The organism is Pseudomonas fluorescens, from assembly GCF_902497895.1.
GTDB classification, from domain to species: domain Bacteria; phylum Pseudomonadota; class Gammaproteobacteria; order Pseudomonadales; family Pseudomonadaceae; genus Aquipseudomonas; species Aquipseudomonas fluorescens_BP.
On the sequence record NZ_CABVHQ010000033.1, the window covers coordinates 37,414 to 56,776 of the forward strand.

The 19,363-nt window shown below is 59.4% G+C and carries 18 protein-coding genes; 12 read left to right on the forward strand and 6 right to left on the reverse strand.

The window, feature by feature from the left end:
* The first annotated feature begins 115 nt into the window (after positions 1–115).
* The 6 genes from pgi to F8N21_RS17590 all read left to right on the forward strand — a co-directional run bounded on the left by pgi (position 116) and on the right by F8N21_RS17590 (position 9,460).
* A complete protein-coding gene (gene pgi / locus F8N21_RS17565) occupies positions 116–1,780 on the forward strand; it encodes a glucose-6-phosphate isomerase (RefSeq protein ID WP_150643326.1) in 1,665 nt (554 codons plus the stop codon).
* A gap of 223 nt (positions 1,781–2,003) precedes the next feature.
* Positions 2,004–3,941: an acetate--CoA ligase gene (gene acs / locus F8N21_RS17570; protein WP_150643327.1), complete on the forward strand. Its 1,938-nt coding sequence runs from the start codon at positions 2,004–2,006 to the stop codon at positions 3,939–3,941.
* Between the two features lie 38 nt (positions 3,942–3,979).
* Positions 3,980–4,852 (forward strand): oxygenase MpaB family protein, encoded by an 873-nt coding sequence (locus F8N21_RS17575; RefSeq protein ID WP_150643328.1) that lies wholly within the window; start codon positions 3,980–3,982, stop codon positions 4,850–4,852.
* Between the two features lie 279 nt (positions 4,853–5,131).
* Positions 5,132–6,145: a class I SAM-dependent rRNA methyltransferase gene (locus F8N21_RS17580; protein ID WP_150643329.1), complete on the forward strand. Its 1,014-nt coding sequence runs from the start codon at positions 5,132–5,134 to the stop codon at positions 6,143–6,145.
* Positions 6,146–6,242: 97 nt separating this feature from the next.
* On the forward strand, positions 6,243–9,161 hold the full coding sequence (locus F8N21_RS17585) for a DUF748 domain-containing protein (protein ID WP_150643330.1): 2,919 nt from the start codon (positions 6,243–6,245) through the stop codon (positions 9,159–9,161).
* Between the two features lie 2 nt (positions 9,162–9,163).
* On the forward strand, positions 9,164–9,460 hold the full coding sequence (locus F8N21_RS17590; protein ID WP_150643331.1) for a DUF2845 domain-containing protein: 297 nt from the start codon (positions 9,164–9,166) through the stop codon (positions 9,458–9,460).
* 175 nt (positions 9,461–9,635) lie between these two features.
* Here F8N21_RS17590 and F8N21_RS17595 read toward each other — a convergent pair whose 3' ends face one another.
* Both F8N21_RS17595 and F8N21_RS17600 read right to left on the reverse strand, forming a co-directional pair.
* Positions 9,636–9,989, reverse strand: a complete 354-nt coding sequence (locus tag F8N21_RS17595) for a BON domain-containing protein (RefSeq protein ID WP_150643332.1) — start codon at positions 9,987–9,989, stop codon at positions 9,636–9,638.
* Positions 9,990–10,295: 306 nt separating this feature from the next.
* Complete coding sequence (locus F8N21_RS17600; protein WP_150643350.1) at positions 10,296–10,706, reverse strand: pilin; 411 nt, start codon at positions 10,704–10,706, stop codon at positions 10,296–10,298.
* A 226-nt stretch (positions 10,707–10,932) separates the two neighbouring features.
* Here F8N21_RS17600 and pilB point away from each other — a divergent pair, with 226 nt between their 5' ends.
* The 5 genes from pilB to yacG are packed head-to-tail and all read left to right on the forward strand — an operon-like array spanning position 10,933 to position 15,546.
* On the forward strand, positions 10,933–12,630 hold the full coding sequence (gene pilB / locus F8N21_RS17605) for a type IV-A pilus assembly ATPase PilB (protein WP_150643333.1): 1,698 nt from the start codon (positions 10,933–10,935) through the stop codon (positions 12,628–12,630).
* A gap of 3 nt (positions 12,631–12,633) precedes the next feature.
* The gene (locus F8N21_RS17610) at positions 12,634–13,851 is read left to right on the forward strand and encodes a type II secretion system F family protein (RefSeq protein ID WP_150643334.1); all 1,218 of its coding nucleotides are present in this window, start codon (positions 12,634–12,636) and stop codon (positions 13,849–13,851) included.
* 2 nt (positions 13,852–13,853) lie between these two features.
* Complete coding sequence (locus F8N21_RS17615; RefSeq protein WP_150643335.1) at positions 13,854–14,726, forward strand: prepilin peptidase; 873 nt, start codon at positions 13,854–13,856, stop codon at positions 14,724–14,726.
* Positions 14,723–15,346, forward strand: a complete 624-nt coding sequence (gene coaE, locus F8N21_RS17620; RefSeq protein WP_150643336.1) for a dephospho-CoA kinase — start codon at positions 14,723–14,725, stop codon at positions 15,344–15,346. Before F8N21_RS17615 ends, coaE begins: the two co-directional genes overlap by 4 nt.
* Positions 15,343–15,546 (forward strand): DNA gyrase inhibitor YacG, encoded by a 204-nt coding sequence (yacG, locus tag F8N21_RS17625; RefSeq protein WP_150643337.1) that lies wholly within the window; start codon positions 15,343–15,345, stop codon positions 15,544–15,546. Before coaE ends, yacG begins: the two co-directional genes overlap by 4 nt.
* An 8-nt stretch (positions 15,547–15,554) precedes the next feature.
* Here yacG and F8N21_RS17630 read toward each other — a convergent pair whose 3' ends face one another.
* The 3 genes from F8N21_RS17630 to F8N21_RS17640 all read right to left on the reverse strand — a co-directional run bounded on the left by F8N21_RS17630 (position 15,555) and on the right by F8N21_RS17640 (position 17,631).
* Positions 15,555–15,770: a hypothetical protein gene (locus F8N21_RS17630; protein ID WP_150643338.1), complete on the reverse strand. Its 216-nt coding sequence runs from the start codon at positions 15,768–15,770 to the stop codon at positions 15,555–15,557.
* 72 nt (positions 15,771–15,842) lie between these two features.
* A complete protein-coding gene (locus tag F8N21_RS17635; protein WP_150643339.1) occupies positions 15,843–16,532 on the reverse strand; it encodes an energy-coupling factor ABC transporter permease in 690 nt (229 codons plus the stop codon).
* 166 nt (positions 16,533–16,698) lie between these two features.
* Positions 16,699–17,631 carry a LysR family transcriptional regulator gene (locus F8N21_RS17640; RefSeq protein ID WP_150643340.1) on the reverse strand — a complete coding sequence of 311 codons (933 nt, stop codon included), beginning with the start codon at positions 17,629–17,631 and terminating at the stop codon, positions 16,699–16,701.
* 120 nt (positions 17,632–17,751) lie between these two features.
* Here F8N21_RS17640 and F8N21_RS17645 point away from each other — a divergent pair, with 120 nt between their 5' ends.
* Positions 17,752–17,997, forward strand: a complete 246-nt coding sequence (locus tag F8N21_RS17645; protein ID WP_150643341.1) for a DUF2790 domain-containing protein — start codon at positions 17,752–17,754, stop codon at positions 17,995–17,997.
* A gap of 72 nt (positions 17,998–18,069) precedes the next feature.
* Here F8N21_RS17645 and F8N21_RS17650 read toward each other — a convergent pair whose 3' ends face one another.
* Positions 18,070–19,338 carry an OprD family porin gene (locus tag F8N21_RS17650; RefSeq protein ID WP_150643342.1) on the reverse strand — a complete coding sequence of 423 codons (1,269 nt, stop codon included), beginning with the start codon at positions 19,336–19,338 and terminating at the stop codon, positions 18,070–18,072.
* Positions 19,339–19,363 lie beyond the last annotated feature (25 nt).

Below are 19,363 nucleotides of genomic sequence, written 5' to 3' on the forward strand. Positions count from 1 at the left end.
TGCGCTTATTGATTAGTGTTAACGCAGGTGACTGGACATCGTCCTGTGATCGAGCAGGACTTACCAGGTTTCTTAGTGTCCGAAAGGCAGTTCTAGTAAAAGGAAAATCGCAGCGATGGCGTACTACCGCACCCCACACGACGTTACCGCTCTGCCCGCCTGGCAAGCGTTGAATGAACACCGCGAAGCCATGCAAGATTTCAGCATGCGTGAAGCCTTCAATGCCGACCCTCAGCGCTTCAATGAATTCACCTTGAGTAGCTGTGGGCTTTTTCTCGATTATTCGAAAAACCTGATCAACAAAGAAACCCGCGACCTTTTGGTTGGCCTGGGCAAAGAAGCTGGCCTGCAGGAGGCGATCAACGCACTGTTCGCCGGCGAACTGGTCAACTCCTCGGAGGGTCGCCCGGCCCTGCACACCGCACTGCGCCGCCCGGTAGGCGACAAGCTGTCGGTAAACGGCGTCAACGTGATGCCGGAAGTGCACAAGGTGCTGAACCAGATCACCGAGCTGGTCGGCCGTATCCACGACGGTCTGTGGCGCGGTTACACCGAGAAGCCGATCACTGACGTGGTCAACATCGGTATCGGTGGCTCGTTCCTCGGTCCCGAGCTGGTTTCCGAAGCGCTGTTGTCCTACGCCCAGAAAGGCGTGCGCTGCCATTACCTGGCGAACATCGATGGCAGTGAGTTCCACGAACTGTCGATGAAGATTCGCGCCGAGACCACGTTGTTCATCGTCTCGTCGAAATCCTTCAACACCCTGGAAACCCTGAAAAACGCTCAGGCCGCTCGCGCCTGGTACCTGGCCCAGGGCGGCTCCGAAGCCGAGCTGTATCGCCACTTCATCGCGGTCTCGAGCAACAATGCCGCCGCCGTGGCGTTCGGTATCCGCGAAGAGAACATCTTCCCGATGTGGGACTGGGTCGGCGGGCGTTACTCGCTGTGGTCGGCCATCGGCTTGCCGATCGCCCTGGCCATCGGCATGTCGAACTTCAAGGAACTGCTGTCCGGTGCCTACACCATGGACCAGCATTTCCAGAGCGCGCCATTCGAACAGAATATGCCGGTACTGCTGGCATTGCTCGGCGTCTGGTACGGCAACTTCTGGGGCGCGCAAAGCCACGCGATCCTGCCGTACGACCACTACCTGCGCAACATCACCAAGCACTTGCAGCAGCTGGACATGGAATCCAACGGCAAGAGCGTGCGCCAGGACGGTACGCCGGTGACCACCGACACTGGCCCGGTGATCTGGGGCGGCGTCGGTTGCAACGGCCAGCACGCCTACCACCAGTTGCTGCACCAGGGCACCCAACTGATTCCGGCCGACTTCATCGTGCCGATCGTCAGCTACAACCCGGTAGCCGACCATCACCAATGGCTGTACGCCAACTGTCTGTCGCAAAGCCAGGCGCTGATGCTCGGCAAGACCCGCGCCGAAGCCGAAGCCGAACTGCGTGACAAAGGCCTGGCCGAAGACGAAGTGCAGAAACTTGCACCGCACAAGGTGATCCCCGGCAACCGTCCGAGCAACACCTTGGTGGTCGAACGCATCAGCCCACGTCGCCTCGGCGCGCTGGTGGCGATGTACGAACACAAAGTCTTCGTGCAGAGCGTGATCTGGGGCATCAACGCCTTCGATCAGTGGGGTGTGGAGTTGGGCAAGGAACTCGGCAAAGGCGTCTACAACCGCCTGACCGGCAGCGAGGAAACACCGGCTGACGATGCGTCCACCCAAGGCCTGATCAACTACTTCCGTGGTCGTCACCGCGGGTGATACGCTGAAGGGGCGGTTTGCCCGCCCTTGCAGCTTGAAAGCTTCTGACTGTTCCTACGGCACCGGGTTAACTGCAAAATCGGTGGCGTGCCCGGCTCCCTGTAGGAGCTGCCGAAGGCTGCGATCTTTTGATCTTCAACGTCAAAAGATCACAGGCTTCGCCAGCTCCTACGAGGGTTGCGTAGCTCCCCTCTTGTCGCAGAAACAAGAATAAGGAACCGTCATGATCGATATCAGCCAATTTCCTCAAGCCGATGCCGTCCGCCGGGCTGCACAACTGAGTCAGGACGACTACCAGCGGCTGTACCGCCAATCCATCGAGCAACCCGATATCTTCTGGGCCGAACAGGCCAAGCGCTTTCTCGACTGGTCGACACCGTGGCAAAGCGTGCACCAGGCGGACCTGAAAACCGGTGCGGCGAGCTGGTTTGCCGGCGGTCAGTTGAACGTCAGTTACAACTGCATCGACCGTCATCTGGAAACGCGCGGCGATCAGATCGCGATCATCTGGGAAGGCGACGACCCCGTCGAATCGGCGCAAATCACCTACAAAAAACTCCATCACAACGTCTGCCGGCTGGCCAATGTGCTGAAAAGTCGCGGCGTGAAAAAAGGCGACCGGGTCTGCATCTACATGCCGATGATCCCCGAAGCCGCTTACGCCATGCTCGCCTGCACACGGATTGGGGCGGTGCACTCGGTGGTCTTCGGCGGCTTTTCCCCGGACTCGCTGCGCGACCGGATCCTCGACGCCGACTGCCGCACGGTGATCACCGCCGATGAAGGCGTACGCGGTGGCAAATTCATCCCGCTCAAGCAGAACGTCGATAAAGCATTGCTCAGTTGCCCGGGCGTCAGCACCGTGCTGGTGGTCGAACGCACCCAGGGTGAGGTGGATTGGGTCGAAGGCCGTGACCTCTGGTATCACCAGGCTCTGCGCGACGTAAGCGATGACTGCCCGCCCGAGCCGATGGACGCCGAAGACCCGTTGTTCATCCTCTATACCTCCGGCAGCACCGGCAAACCCAAAGGCGTGCTGCACAGCACTGGCGGCTACTTGCTGCAAGCGGCGATGACCTTCAAGTACGTGCTCGACTACCGGGACGGCGAAGTCTTCTGGTGCACCGCCGATGTCGGCTGGGTCACGGGCCACAGCTACATCGTCTACGGCCCGCTGGCCAATGGCGCGACCACGCTGATCTTCGAGGGGGTACCGAGCTACCCAAGCAGCTCACGGTTCTGGGAAGTGATCGACAAGCACCACGTCAACATCTTCTACACCGCCCCGACCGCCTTGCGCGCCCTGATGCGCGAAGGCCTGGAGCCGTTGAAAGAAACCTCGCGCAGCAGCCTGCGCTTGCTGGGTACGGTGGGCGAACCGATCAACCCGGAAGCCTGGGAATGGTATTTCAATGCCGTCGGCGAACAACGCTGCCCGATCGTCGATACCTGGTGGCAGACCGAGACCGGCGGCATCATGCTCAGCCCGCTGGTCAGCGCCAGCCGGGTCAAACCCGGCTGCGCCAGCCAACCGATGTTCGGCATACAGCCAGTGCTGCTGGACGAACAAGGCAAGGAAATCAGCGGTGCCGGCAGCGGCATACTGGCGATCAAGGCCAGCTGGCCAGCGCAGATCCGTAGTGTTTACGGCGACCCGAAACGCATGCTCGAAACCTATTTCAAGCCCTACCCCGGTTACTACTTCACCGGCGACGGCGCCCGCCGCGATGAAGACGGCGACTACTGGATCACCGGGCGCATCGATGACGTGATCAACGTATCCGGACACCGCATCGGTACCGCCGAGGTCGAAAGCGCGCTGGTACTCCACGACAGCATTGCCGAGGCAGCAGTGGTCGGTTACCCCCACGACGTGAAAGGCCAGGGGATCTATGCCTTTGTCACGCCAATGAATGGCACCGAGCCGAACGAGGCCCTGAAGAAAGAACTGCTGGACCATGTCAGCAAGGAAATCGGCAGTTTTGCCAAACCCGACCTGATCCAGTGGGCCCCGGCCTTGCCGAAAACCCGTTCGGGCAAGATCATGCGGCGGATTCTGCGCAAGATCGCCTGCAATGAACTGGACAGCCTGGGCGATACCTCGACCCTGGCCGACCCGAGCGTGGTCGAGGGTCTGATCGACAAACGCCTGAACCAATAACCCTGCGCGGCCGAGGCCGCGCCTTCGCCTGAGCGGTCATGGAATTCATTCGTCGTCGTATCGAAACGCAGGTCATGAGCCTGACCGGCTTGTCCCTGGGCAAGCTCGATCTGGAAAACCCCAAGGGCGACCCTGGCCTGTTCGGCCCGGATTCAGTCAGCTGGCAGGTGCATGGCGACTTCAGCAGTATGTTGATCGGAGGCATCAGCGCCTTGATGTTGCAGGCCCTGCATCCGCTGGCACTGGCTGGCGTCTGGGATCACTCGAACTTCCGCGAAGACATGCTCGGTCGCCTGCGCCGCACCGGGCAGTTCATTTCCGGCACCACCTTCGGCTCGCGGCGGGACGCCGAGTGGCTGATAGACAAGGTTCGCACCATCCACCTGCAAGTGGTCGGCACCGCGCCCGACGGCCGGTCGTATGCCGCCAGCGATCCGGATCTGCTGACTTGGGTGCATGTGGCCGAGGTCAGCAATTTTCTGGCCGCGCACCTGCGTTACCGCAACCCGAATCTGTCACTGGCCGATCAGGATCGCTATTACGCGGAAATCGCCCTGGTCGCCGAACGCCTTGGCGCCCGGAACGTGCCGCGTTCTCGAGAGGAGATCGCCGACTACCTTGAACGAATCCGCCCACAGCTGTTGTGTGACCAGCGCAGCCGCGAAGTGCTGCGCCTGCTGCTGGATGCCCCTTCACCCAGCCAATTGGCCAGACCCTTCGGCGCGCTGATGATGCAGGCCGGCATCGACCTGTTGCCGGACTGGGCCAGCGCCATGCTGGGTGTCAGCCAGGGGCCGATGCAACGCAAGCTGATCCGCGCCGGTGTCCAGCGCAGTGCGCCGCTGCTGCGCTGGGCGGTGCGCAACGGCTCGGTGCATCGCGCCAGACGACGCATGGGGTTGCTGACCTGAGACCGGTTCTGTGACCGACTCATAACCTGCGGGAGGCGGGCTTGCCCCAATGCCCGTAGCAGCTGCCGAGCCTGCGAGGCTGCGTTCGGCTGCGCAGCAGACGCAAAACCTGCGTCCACGGTTTGTCTGGAATACCGCGGTGCCTGATTTTACGACTGCTTCGCAGCCGAACGCAGCCTCGCAGGCTCGGCAGCTGCTACGAGGAATGTGCGAAGCCAGAGTTTCCATTGCTCTTAGCTGTTAAACTCTCGCGCCAAATTCCCCTGCAAGGCGCCCAGCATGTCTTCTTTGAATCAGGCGCTGCGCGCCGCCCTCGATCATCGCCAAGACCTGCTGGCCGAGCTACATCAGCAAGGCACTGACTGCTATCGGCTGTTCCATGGCAGCCAGGAAGGCGCCGCGGGCCTGACCATCGACCGTTACGGCCCGCAACTGCTGGTGCAAAGCTTTCATCAGTCGCTGGAGCGCGACGCCCTGCTGCAATTGCACGAAACCATCAGTCAACACCTCGGTTTGCACAGCCTGCTGGTCTACAACGACCGCTCCAAGGGCAACTCGCGCATCGATCGCGACGACCCGGTCTACCGTGTCGAAGACGCTGCGCTGGAGGATCTGGTCGGCCACGAATGGGGCCTGAACTACCGGGTCCGTGGCCGCCACGCCGGGCAGGACCCGCTGCTGTTTCTCGACCTGCGCAATGCCCGTGGCTGGGTCAAGCAGCACAGTGCTGGCAAAAGCGTGCTGAACCTGTTTGCCTACACCTGTGGCGTTGGCTTGAGTGCCGCTGCTGGGGGTGCCAGCGAGGTGTGCAACCTGGACTTTGCCGAAGGCAATCTGGCGGTTGGCCGTGAAAACGGGCAACTCAATCCACAATTGCCGAAGATGCAGTTCATCCAGTCCGACTATTTTGCGGCAATTCGTCAACTGGCCGGTTTGCCGATCATTCAGCGCCGCCACAAATTGCCGAGCTACCCACGCCTGGAACAGCGTCAATACGATCTGGTCCTGCTCGACCCGCCCGCCTGGGCAAAAAGCGCGTTCGGCACCGTTGACCTGTTGCGCGACTATCAAAGCCTGCTCAAACCGGCCCTGCTGACCACCGCCGAAAATGGCGTGCTGATCTGCTGTAACAACCTGGCAAAGGTCACCATGGACGACTGGCGTGAACAGGTTTTGCGCTGTGCCGAAAAAGCCGGACGACCGGTGCGCGACTGGCAGGTATTGTCCCCAGGCAGCGATTTCCCGTCCCTGGATCAGCAACCGCCGCTGAAAACCTTGATCCTGCAACTCTGATTCAGACAAGTCCTGCACGAATAAAGGCAGTCACTTCGGAACCGGAATCGCGTGCCATACTCCAACGCACCTCCGATCCAGATAGATGACGCCTCACATGCCCAAAGGATTGTTCCGCGCCATTGGCGCCTTGTTGACCGCTCTCGCCCTTTATAGCTTGCTGGGGTTTCTGATTTTGCCGGGCATTGCCTTGCGGATTGCCAATCAACAATTAGCCAACTACGCCACGGTACCGGCACGCATCGAGCGGATCGAGCTCAACCCGTTCAGCCTTGAACTGAACCTGTGGGGGCTGAAAATCGGCGAGCCAGGCAAGGAGCAAGTGGCCTTCGAGCGCCTTTACGCCAACCTGCAGCTCGACAGCCTGTGGACCCGCGCCCTGCATCTGGCCGATGTCGAGTTGATCAATCCCAAGAGCGAAATCCTCTTCGCCAAGGACGGCAAGCTCAATCTGGTCCAGCTGTTCAAGCTGCCAGCCAGCGAGCCGACCCCGCCCGACCCGGACAGCAAGCCGTTTCCACTGCGCATCGAACGGATCAAGCTAGCCGGCGGCTATGTGCATTTTCAGGATGTACGTCCCAGCGAGCCGATCGAGTTTCTCTACGACAAGCTCGACTTCGAGCTGAAAAACCTCAGCACTTTGCCCGACGATAGCGCCGACATGACCCTGGTCGCCGTCGGCCCCAACGGTGGGCAGCTTGACTGGACCGGTAACTTCAGTCTGGTGCCGATTGCCTCCGAAGGTAAGCTCAAAGTCACCAATGGCCAGATGAAAGCCTTTTGGCCCTATGTGCGTGATGCCGTGCCGCTGGTCCTGGAAAACGGCGTTTTGAACCTGAACACCGATTACAAATTCAATCTCTCCAAAGAAACCGAACTGCTCCTGAGCAACGCCTCGTTGAGCGTCGCGCCCTTCGCCATCAAGGCCCCGGACGGTCGGCCGCTGGCGCGCCTGGCACGGCTGGACATCAGCGAGACCACGGTCGATCTGGCCAAACAGCAGGTGGTGGTCGGCAAGATCCGCAGCCAGAAACTGGAAACCTGGGCTGCTCGCGAAGCCGATGGTCAGCTCGACTGGCAGAAGCTGTTCGCCAGCCAACCGGCCAAACCCGCGGCGCCACCTGCACCCGCCACTGCCTCGCCCAAGCCCGAGCCGACGGCACCGAGCAAGCCATGGCAGGTGCTGCTCAAGGATGTGCAACTGCGTGACTACCAGGTTCATTTGGCCGACCGCCAGGCACAACCCGCGGTGGAGCTGGAACTTGGCCCGCTGAACCTGGACCTGCAAAATTTCGACAGCCTCAATCAGTCACCCTTCACCCTCAAGCTCGATAGCGGGCTGGGCAAGCAAGGCAAACTCCAGGCCAGTGGCGAAGTCAACCTGAACCCGGTCAGCGCCAAGCTGCAGGTGCAGACCAAAGACATCGACCTGCGCGTCGCCCAGTCCTATATCAGTCCGTTCATTCGCCTGGAACTGCGCAGCGGCATGCTTGGCAGTGATCTGGCGGTCGATCTGAAAAGCACCGAACCGCTGGCGTTCAACGTCACCGGCCGGGCCCAGGTCGATCAACTGCACACCCTGGACACCTTGAAGACCCGCGACTTCCTCAAGTGGCAGCAACTGGTGCTCGAAGGACTGAATTATCAACATGGCGACAGTCTCTCGATCACCAAGGTCAACCTGTTCCAGCCCTACGTGCGCTTCATGATCAACGAGGATCGCACCACCAACATCGATGACCTGCTGATCCCGCAGCCAGCGGACAGCGGTGCCAAAAGCGCCGCCAAACCCGCCGCCAGCAAGGAAAAACCGCTGGGCATCCACGTCGGTGCAATTGCCATCAACGACGGCTCGGCCAACTTCGCCGACTTCAGCCTGACACCCAACTTTGCCACCGCCGTCCAACAGCTCAACGGCCAGATCGGCACCATCGACAGCCGCCAGGCAAAACCGGCCAACGTCGATATCAAGGGCAAGGTCGACCGCTACGCCCCGGTCACCATCAAAGGCAGCGTGAACCCGTTCGACCCGATGGCGGCGCTGGATATCGCCACCAGTTTCAAACGCGTCGAACTGACCACCCTGACGCCCTACTCCGGCAAGTTCGCCGGTTACCGCATTCGCAAGGGCCGGCTCAATCTCGACCTGCATTACCAGATCATCAAGGGCCAGTTGAAAGCCGAGAACAAAGTGGTGGTCGAGCAACTGCAACTGGGTGAAAAAGTCGACAGCCCGGATGCGGTGAGCCTGCCGCTGAAGCTGGCCATCGCCTTGCTCAAGGACTCTGATGGCAAGATTTCCATCGAGCTGCCCGTCAGCGGGGACCTGAACAACCCACAGTTCAGCGTAATGCCGATCATCTGGCAGACCCTGCGCAATCTGCTCGTGCGTGCCGCTCAAGCGCCGTTCAAATTCATTGGTGGTCTGGCCGGTGGCGGCGGTTCCGAGGACCTCGGCACAGTGGCGTTCGCCCCGGGCTCGAGTGACCTGAGCAAGGAGTCCGAAGCAGCACTGATTAAACTGTCCAGCGCGCTCAAGGAACGTCCGGCACTGCGTCTGGAAATCGAAGGCACCGCCGCGCAAAGCAGCGATGGCCCATTGCTCGCCGAACAACGCCTGGAACGCGAATACCAGTACAACTACTACAAGATGCTCCAGCGACGCGGAGATAAAGTCCCGGCCCAGGCTTCGTTGCTGGAAGTACCGGACGCTGAAAAAGGCCCGCTGCTCGAAGGCATCTACCGCACCCGCCTGAAGACCCAGCCGCCAGCCGAGTGGGTGCAACTGGACAAAGAAGAACGCACCGCCAAACTGCGCCAAGGGGTGATCAAGTTCTGGAGCGAAAGTGACGTTCTCCTGCGACAACTGGGCCAGGATCGCGCCAGCAGCATCAAGGATTACCTGGTGGATAAAGGTCAGCTGGCCGATGACCGCGTGTACTTCATCGACGCCAGCCTGGGTCAGGCGCAAAGCGATGGCCGGGTGATCACACCGATGCACCTGGACGCGGAGTGATCATGGGCGCTCGATTGCTGATCGGCCTGGCATTGGCGCTGACCGCCAGCCAGGCGCTGGCGGCCGATACCCTGCGCTGTGGCAGGCAATTGATCAGCGTCGGAGACCGTTCCAGCGAGGTGCTGCAGAAATGTGGCGAGCCGGCTTCCCGCGATGTTCTGGGCTACAAGCGCAGCGCCAACAGGCGCGAGGAGTTTCAGGTCGAGGAGTGGGTATACGGGCCCAACAGCGGCATGTATCAGTACCTGCGCTTTGAGGGCAATCGACTGGTGCGCATTGATAGCAACCGCGGCAACTGACACCTCACCGGCAACTTTGCTGCCCCCGGAATAGAACAGGCCCCGACACGAAGTGCCGGGGCCTGTAATGACCACATCCTTGTGACCTTCGCATGAACTCTTTGAAGGGAGGACCGGCGTATTACTGGATCGCCTGCCGTCCCTCTTCTCCCGGTCCAGGCGAGAAACTTGAAGCTTATTCGGATTTCAGGCCGTCAGCCGAAACCGCTTGAACACCTTTGATTTTCTTGGCGATGGCGACTGCCATTTCTTTCTGTGCGTCAGTGACCGCTACAGTTGAGGACAGCGATACCACACCTTTGTTGGTCTCGACTTTGATGTCGGTACCAGGAATGCCTTTTTCGGTGACCAGGTCAGCTTTCACTTTGGTAGTGATCCAGGTGTCGGAAGTAGCTTCCTTGGCCTTGGTGACTTCACCTGCCGCGAGAACCATTGGCGCCTGAGTGGCTTGGGTCTGGGCGAACGCAACGTTGGCCAGGGTCAGGGTCAGAGCGGTTGCAGTTGCGGCAGCGATTGCGAACTTCTTCATACGAGTCACTCCTGTTCATCTAGAAATTCTGCACCGTGTCACTGGGCAGGGTTACTGGATATGTAGCAGGCGCTGTGCCAACTTCCGCACACAAAATAAATACTTATAAATCAATACGTTATGAAAAACGTGAAAATCCGGAATCGTGCAGTTTGCATGACTCGCTCGTAATCTGCATGCAAGTTGCGGGTTTTCAGGGAACCCTAACATCCTGAATTACTGACATTTTTCCTGGGAATCCTGTGGATCGGAAGGCCATCTCGATAAAAAACAGCTCCAACTGCCCATTAATAGGTAAAAAAAACCTTACGCCCTTGTGGTACAACCTTTCGGCGCGTATTCAGAAGTTACCGTGGTAAAGCAACTCCAGACGGCTGCGCTGCTACGTTCAAGGGTGATCGTGCCAGTCACTCCAGGCGGAGCATTCTGAAATGTGCAGCTGATACTCCCCACCCCATCAGCCGGTGTCCCTCCCACTACGACAATGCAATTGGCTGAAGGCGTTATAGCGCCAACCGATGCCAACGTCGGTGCAGTGCCTTCATTCAGACTGCCCTCAAACCCGTCTTTAAGTGCAGAAATCTCTGCCAAACCGGCGGTAACCTTGGCTTTGGCCTGGAACCTGGCGAAAGACGCTATGGCAAACGTGGCTAAAATCCCAATGATCGCGACCACGATCAAAAGCTCGATCAAGGTAAAACCTTTTTGACTATTAATAGACAAGCTCCTCGCACCAAGTGAAGTCGTACGGCCTTATACAGGCTAAAGCGTAGCGAATGCCAAACCCTTTGGCCCCTTCCTATAGGCGCACGAAGCTGCTGGCGTAATCGCCCTCATCGCAAAATCGCACAAACTGACATTTTTTAGTCACCCTACCTCCCCCGATTAGGCTCCTTCGGCGGACTAGGCTATAAGTCTTCGACTGTTTGCGTTTGGTACCTGTATGAATGACATCGCCCTTTCCGGTCTGGCCAAGCAATTGGTGCTGGCCGAGCTGCTCACCGACAAAGGCGCGCAACAAGCGTCCCAGCAGGCCCTGCGCAATCAAATGTCGCTGGTGACCTACCTGGTGCAGAACAAGCTGGTCAAAAGCCGGCTGGTGGCACAAATCGCCTCTGAACATTTTGGTATGCCCTTCCTTGACCTGAGTTCTCTCGATAAGGAATCCCAGCCTTGCGGACTAATCAGCGAGAAGCTGGTGCGGCAACACCAAGCCCTGCCCCTGTGGCGTCGCGGCAATAAATTGTTTATCGGTGTTTCCGATCCGAGCAATCATCAAGCCATCAACGATATCCAGTTCAGCACCGGGCTGACCATCGAAGCCATCCTCGTCGAAGACGACAAGCTCAGCGACGCCATCGACAAGTTCTTCGATACCCAGTCCAGCGGCATGGAGGATCTGGCCGATGTCGATCTGGGTGGCGTGGACATCGAGTCGATCGACGACAAACACGACGCCATTGCCGGGCAAGACGCTGACGATGCGCCCGTGGTGCGCTTCGTCCACAAGATGCTGCTGGACGCCATCAAGGGCGGCTCTTCGGATTTGCATTTCGAACCCTACGAAAAGCTCTACCGTGTCCGTCTGCGCACCGATGGCATTCTGCGCGAGGTCGCCAGACCGCCGATCCACCTCGCTGGGAGGATCGCCGCGCGCCTGAAGGTCATGGCCAGCCTGGATATCTCCGAACGCCGCAAGCCCCAGGACGGGCGGATCAAGATGCGTATCTCGAAGACCAAGTCCATCGACTTCCGGGTCAACACCCTGCCGACACTCTGGGGGGAGAAGGTCGTGATGCGAATTCTCGACCCGTCGAATGCGCAGATGGGCATTGATGCCCTTGGCTATGAACCCGACCAGAAAGACCTGTACATGGCCGCGCTCAAGCAGCCTCAGGGGTTGATTCTGGTGACCGGACCCACGGGGTCAGGCAAAACCATTTCGCTGTACACCGGCCTGAATATCCTCAATACCGTGGACATCAATATCTCCACCGTCGAAGACCCGGTGGAAATCAACATGGAAGGCATCAACCAGGTCAACGTCAATCCCCGGCAGGGGCTGGATTTCGCCCAGGCCTTGCGCTCGTTCCTGCGCCAGGACCCGGACGTGATCATGGTCGGCGAAATCCGCGACCTGGAGACCGCCGAAATCGCCATCAAGGCCGCGCAGACCGGGCACATGGTGCTGTCGACCCTGCACACCAACAGCGCCGCGGAAACCCTGACCCGCCTGCACAACATGGGCATTCCCGGGTTCAACATCGCCACCTCGGTCAATCTGATCATCGCCCAGCGCCTGGCGCGCAAGCTGTGCGGTCAGTGCAAAAAGGAAATCGTGGTTCCCCACGAGACTCAGCTCAAGGAAGGCTTCGCCGAGGAACATATCGGCACATTCAAGATCTATGAACCGGTCGGCTGTGACCTCTGTAACAGCGGTTACAAGGGCCGAGTCGGAATCTATGAAGTGGTGAAGAACACGCGGGAGCTGCAAAGCCTGATCATGGCTGAAGGCAACTCAATGGAGATCGACGCGCAGATGCGCAAGGACGGTTTCAACGACTTGCGCACTTCCGGCCTGCTCAAGGTCATGCAGGGCATCACTAGCCTTGAGGAAATCAACCGGGTCACCAAGGACTAATCGATGGCGGTCAAAGCAGTAAAAATCAGTGTTTACACTTGGGAAGGCACCGACCGGAAAGGCAACAAAATGACCGGCGAATTGACCGGTCTTAACCCGGCGCTGATCAAGGCGCAGTTGCGCAAGCAAGGTATTAATCCGGGCAAGGTTCGGAAAAAAACCTCCTCGATCTTTAGCGCCGGCAAGCGCATCAAGCCCCTCGACATCGCCCTGTTCACCCGGCAGATGGCGACCATGATGAAAGCCGGGGTGCCGTTGCTGCAGTCCTTCGACATCATCGGCGAGGGCTTCGATAACCCGAACATGCGCAAACTGGTGGACGAGGTGAAACAGGAAGTGGCAGCCGGTACCAGCTTTGCCTCGGCGCTGCGCAAAAAACCCCAGTATTTCGATGACCTGTACTGCAACCTGGTGGACGCCGGTGAACAGGCCGGCGCCCTGGACACTTTGCTGGAGCGGGTCGCGACCTACAAGGAAAAGAGTGAAAGCCTCAAGGCCAAGGTCAAGAAGGCCATGACCTACCCCCTGGCGGTGATCTTCGTTGCGTTCATCGTGACCGGGATTCTGCTGATCAAGGTGGTCCCACAATTCAAAGCGGTATTTTCCGGTTTTGGCGCAGAGCTCCCGGGTTTCACCCTGATGGTCATTGCCATTTCCGAACTTTTGCAGGAGTGGTGGTGGCTGGTGCTGCTCGGGTTCGCCGCTGTCGTGTTCGGATTCCGCCATGCCCGCAAACGTTCTCAAGGCTTTCGAAACTGGCTGGACGTCAGCCTGTTGAAACTGCCGCTGGTAGGCGCGCTGATGTACAAATCAGCGGTGGCGCGTTATGCCCGCACGCTGTCCACTACCTTTGCTGCCGGTGTACCCCTGGTGGAAGCCCTGGGCTCGGTGGCTGGCGCCACGGGTAACATCGTGTTCAAGAACGCGGTCAACCGCATCAGGCAGGATGTCTCGACCGGCATGCAGCTGAATTTTTCCATGCGCGCCTCCGGGATCTTCCCGACCATGGCGATCCAGATGACCGCCATCGGCGAAGAATCCGGTGCGCTGGACGATATGCTGGAAAAAGTCGCGACTTACTATGAGGGTGAAGTCGACAATATGGTCGACAACCTGACCAGCCTGATGGAGCCATTCATCATGGCGGTTCTGGGCGTCGTCGTCGGCGGGCTGGTGGTTGCCATGTACCTGCCTATCTTCCAACTTGGTTCTGCGATCTGAACATGCCTTTGAGTGATTTTCTGGCCAGCTATCCGCTGGCCTTTGTTCTATCGGCGCTGGCCCTCGGCCTGATGGTCGGCAGCTTCCTCAATGTGCTGGTCTGGCGCCTGCCAAGGATGCTCGAGCGCGAATGGCGGGACCAGGCACTGGATGTGCTGGGTTTACCGGCAGATCCCCCCGGCCCGACCTACAACCTGCTGCTGCCGCACTCCCAGTGCCCGCACTGCGCGCACCCGATCCGGGCCTGGGAAAACATCCCGGTCCTCAGCTATCTGCTGCTGCGGGGCAGCTGTGCGAAGTGCAAGGCACCGATCAGCAAACGCTACCCGTTCACCGAACTGGCCTGCGGCCTGCTGACGGCCTTTGTCGCCTGGCATTTCGGCTTTGGCTGGCAGGCGGGGCTGGTGGTGATCTTGAGTTGGGGCTTGTTGGCGATGAGTCTGATCGATGCCGATCATCAGGTGCTGCCGGATGTGTTGGTGCTGCCGTTGCTCTGGCTGGGGTTGATCGTCAACAGCGCCGGTCTGTTCGTGCCCTTGCAGGACGCCCTGTGGGGCACTGTGGCCGGCTACATGAGCCTGTGGTCGGTGTATTGGCTGTTCAAGCTACTGACGGGCAAGGAGGGTATGGGCCATGGCGACTTCAAGCTGCTGGCGATGCTCGGCGCTTGGGGTGGCTGGCAGATTCTGCCGCTGACAATTTTGCTGTCATCGCTGGTCGGTGCCGTACTGGGGCTGATTTTACTGCGTCTGCGTGACGCGAAAACCTCGACGCCCATCCCTTTCGGCCCCTATCTGGCCATTGCCGGCTGGATTGCATTGCTCTGGGGTGGTCAAATAACCGACTCCTATTGGCAGTTGGTCGGTTTCAAATGACTACCTCTGTTGTCAAACCCTGGATTCTTGGCCTGACCGGCGGCATCGGCAGCGGTAAAAGTGCCGCGGCCCAGCACTTCATCGATCTGGGCGTGCATCTGGTGGACGCCGATCATGCGGCCCGCTGGGTGGTCGAACCAGGGCGTGCAGCGCTGGCACAGATCGCCGGGCACTTCGGTGCCGGCGTGCTCCAGGCGGACGGTCAACTGGATCGTGCGGCGTTGCGTAAACTGATTTTTGAAGTACCTGAAGAACGGCGCTGGCTCGAATCCCTGCTGCACCCACTGATCGCAGAGGAAATCGCCAATTATCTGGCGCGCGCCGAGTCACCTTACGCGATTCTGGTTTCACCGTTGCTGATCGAGTCCGGACAGTACGCGCAGGCTCAACGTATTCTGGTGATCGATGCGCCGGTACAGTTGCAGATCGAGCGAACGCTGCAGCGCGACCAGACCAGCGAGCAGCAGGTCCAGGCGATTCTCAAGGCCCAGGCCAGCCGAGAGGATCGCTTGCGCCATGCCAACGATGTGCTGGTCAATGATCGCGATCTAAACTGGTTGCATAGCGAGGTCGAACGCCTGCATCACTTTTATCTTACTTTGCGTGGAGGCCAGTCATGAGCCAAACCCTGACCGTCGAATGTCCAACCTGTGGCGCCCCAGTGGAATGGAGCGCAACCAATCCCGATCGGCCGTTCTGTTCGCAGCGCTGCAAACTGATCGACCTGGGCGCCTGGGCGTCTGAAGAGCATAAGATCCCGGTCAGCCCGGATGCCGAAGACGAGATGTTCTCCGAGGATTTCGACCCCCGTAGGCACTAATTATAAAATCACGGGCGCATAAACCCGTAATTTTTGCCTTCATCGAGGTTTTCGGCAAGAAACTGCAACTCATCCGCCAGATCTTCGAAACTGCGCACGCCCTTGCTCTGCTGCACCACCGCACTGAGCAAGGCGCGCAGGCTCAACCCCGGGTCAAAACCCACTTCCTGCGCCGAATCCAGACTTCTGTTCAATTCCTGTCTTGCCCACTCATAGACACTCATGTTCATACTCCTGAAGATTTTCCAGAGCATGCAGGGCTAGAGGAGTTGAGGCCTTGATGTGGATCAAGGTCCTCACCGCCCTGGCTGGTCGTCCTTCCAGGGTGCCGACAGGTAGCGCGTTCGATTGAAGGTCTCCAGCCACTCGGGGCAGAACACCACCAACGCGCTGACCACCATGCCGTTGATAAAGGCTTCAGGGAAAATGATCAGCCACAGATAACCGACAAAGTCCTCCAGCCATTCCGGCATGGCGAAACGTCCGTCGAACCACAGCAAACCAAGTGCCAGCAGCAGGCACAGTAACGCCGAGAGGGCCGCGGCAAAAAAGCCCGAGCAAAAGATATACACAAAGGGATTGCGCGGTTGCGCCCGCTCCACCAGGATCGCGCAGCACTCGGTGACCAGCACCGGCAGCAGGATCAGCAAAGCGCCATTGACCCCGACTGCCGCCAGATCCTGACGGCCCAGGGCCACCAGCCCAAGTTGCGCGACCAGGCCGCCGACTATTGCCAATGGCCAGTCCAGCAGCAAGGTCACCGCGGTCATGCCGATAAAGTGATAGGACACGCCGGTATCGAAGTCCCGGCGCACCAGCCACAGTACAAACAGCGTGAACACCGTACCAAACAGCAGATGCTGACGCCGCCTGTCAGTGAACAGTTCGACCCAGGGCGCACGCAGCATCGCCCAGGCCAGCACCGGCGCATAAATCAGCCAGCCGACCGCGAGGGTTTCCGGCGCCAGCACCCGTGCACTGATCATGGCCGGGGTTGCTCCGGTGCCGCGCCCATTTCCAGCGCCTGGGCCCACAACAGCACAAGGCTCGGTAACACCACCGGGCAAAACTTCACTTCAGACTCCTCGCCGCACAGGAACAAGTCGTCAGTCTACACCGCCCTTCCCGCCCCCTTCGATCGAGTCTGAAGCTTCAGGCCCAGTGCCGTGGATCGTCCATGACCGCTTCGTGTTCGGCAAACAGCCTGGGCAACTCGGCCTTGAGAAAATCCACCCAGGTCCGGACCTTGGCATCAAGAAAACTGCGCGACGGATAGACCGCGTAGACATTGCGCTCACGCGGGCGGTAAGCCGGCAGCAGGCGCACCAACCGGCCTTCGCTCACCGGCTGCGTCGCGCTATAGAACGGCAGCAGACTGATGCCCATGCCGGCTTCCGAAGCCTTGACCATCGACTCGGCAACATTGCACTGGAAGGTCTTGCCGGGAATGACGCAATGCTCACCCTGCTCGTCATGGAACAGCCACTGATCGCTGTACAGCGGGTCAAGCATGCGTAAACAGCGATGCTCATTCAGCGCCGCCGGGTTGCTCGGGACCCCGTGGCGTTGCAGGTACTCCCGCGAGGCGCAGGGCACGCTGTAAATCTGCCCGATGGCCTGGGCGACAAATTGTGAATCGGCCAATTCCTCGGCAATCGAGATGACCACGTCATGCCCTTCTTCCAGCAGGTCGGGGTTGCGTTGCGAGAGGGTCAACTCGAACACCACGTCAGGGTAGAGCTCTGAGTATCGAGCGATCAGCGGGGTAATCAACACGCCCAGGGCGTTCATGCTGTGGACTCGCAAGCGACCGCTGGGTTTGAGATGGGCGCCGCGGGCTTCGGCAGTGGCCAGGTCCATTTCCTCGAGTATCTGCCGGCCACGCAACAGAAATCGTTCGCCGGCGTCGGTCAAGCCCAGACGCCGTGTGGTGCGTTGCAGCAGGCGCGCTTGCACATGCTGCTCCAGATCGGAGACCAACCGCGAAACCTGCGCGGTGGATAAGTCGAGCGCCTGCGCTGCCGCGGTAAAACTGCTGCTGTCCACCACACGGACGAACACCCGCAGGCTATTGAGCAGATCCATTATTTCTCCAAATGCTTTGACTGTTGCGCTTCATGTAAGGCTGATTCAAGCAAAACGCTCTTTTTCCAGAACAGGCGAGGAATAGACTTTAACCATCGGAATCACCAGGGAGAAAACAAAATGAAAACCTTGATCAGTGTGTTGCTGGCAGTCATGGCCACCTCGGTTGTGGCGGCCGACAACGAGCAAATCCCGGCCACTGTCTACAACCCCGCGCAGCCGCCGGATATCGCCAAGGTAATCTCGGTAACGCCCACTTCCAACGCTTGCGAAGTGGTGCCAGCGACCATGGTATATGTCGATCACCAGGGGCAGACCCATCGCCTGGATTATCAGGTCATGGGCGGCTGCTCGGGCACCTCTTAAGCACCTCTTAAGCAAATCAGGGCAGCGGGCGGCACACCTCGGACTCTACACGCCTATTAGCCTCCATGCCCATCAGAGCAGCGTCCAGGTGTAACTGAGGATCAACCGGTTCTCGTCGATATCGCTGCGGTAGTTGGAGCGCGCCATCGCGTTGCGCACGCGCATCCCGAGCCCCTTCAGGGTTCCGCTCTGCACCACGTAGCCGATATCCAGATCGCGCTCGCGATCCTTGCCTTCGAAGCCCTTGCCGGTGTCGACGTTATTGCCGGTGATGTAGCGCAGGGTGCTGGTCAGGCCAGGCACGCCCAAAGCCGCAAAATCGAAGTCATAACGCGCCTGCCAGGAACGCTCATCGGCGAAGGCAAACTCGTAGGTCGGCACCTCGTTACCCAGCGGCGAGATGTTGGCGAATACCCGCGGGAAGGCGCTATCGCCATACATGCCCTGATAACCGACATAGAAGGTATGGCCGCCGCGTTTGGCCGAGAGCAAGGAGAAAAACGCCTGGTTATCAATGTTGCCCAGCAGCTTTTTCCCGTCCTCTCTGGAGTCGAAGTAACCCAGGTTGGCACCCAGGGTCCAGTCACCGAGGGGCTCGCTGTGCTTGAGGCCGAGGAAGCGCTGGTTGTAGATGTCCTCCAGCTGCCCATACCAGGCACTGACCGAGGTGCGCTTGTCATTGAAGGCGTAATCGCCGCCGGCAAAGTTGAAGCCGTCACTGCTGACCTGGCGTTGCGGCACATGACCGAGCATCGCCTGCATTTTTTCGTCGCCAGCTTCGTTGCGCAGGCTGGTTGAATTCAAATGACCGCCCTGCAAGGTCAGGCCATTGATCTCGGCGGAGCTGATGCTCGCCCCTTGGTAACTCGGGGGCAGCAGGCGAATATCGCTGAAGGCCAGCACCGGCAGATTGGGCTGCAACTCGCCGACGCGCAGCTCGGTCTTCGAGTAACGCAGCTTCAGCGCGCCCTCCAGGCGGCTGTATTCATTCGCCGCGCGACCATCGCCCTGCACCGGCAACAACCCGGTATTGACCCGGTCCGGGCTGCTGTCGAGCTTGATCCCCAACAGGCCGATGACATCCATACCGACGCCGATCGGCCCCTGGGTGTAGCCCGATTTGACGTTGAGGATAAAACCTTGCGCCCACTCCTCGGCCTTCGACTGCCGGTTGGCCCCGACGATGTCGGAAAAGTCCCGGCTGAAGTAATAGTTGCGGGCCTGCAAGGTGGCGCTGGCATCCTCGATGAAGCCGCTCTCGGCGGCCACCAGGCTGCTGGAAAAACCCAAGGCGAGCGCCAGGGACAACACTGAACGAGTTGCTGGAAAAGTCTGTTTCATCGTTTTGCTCTTATTGTTATTGATC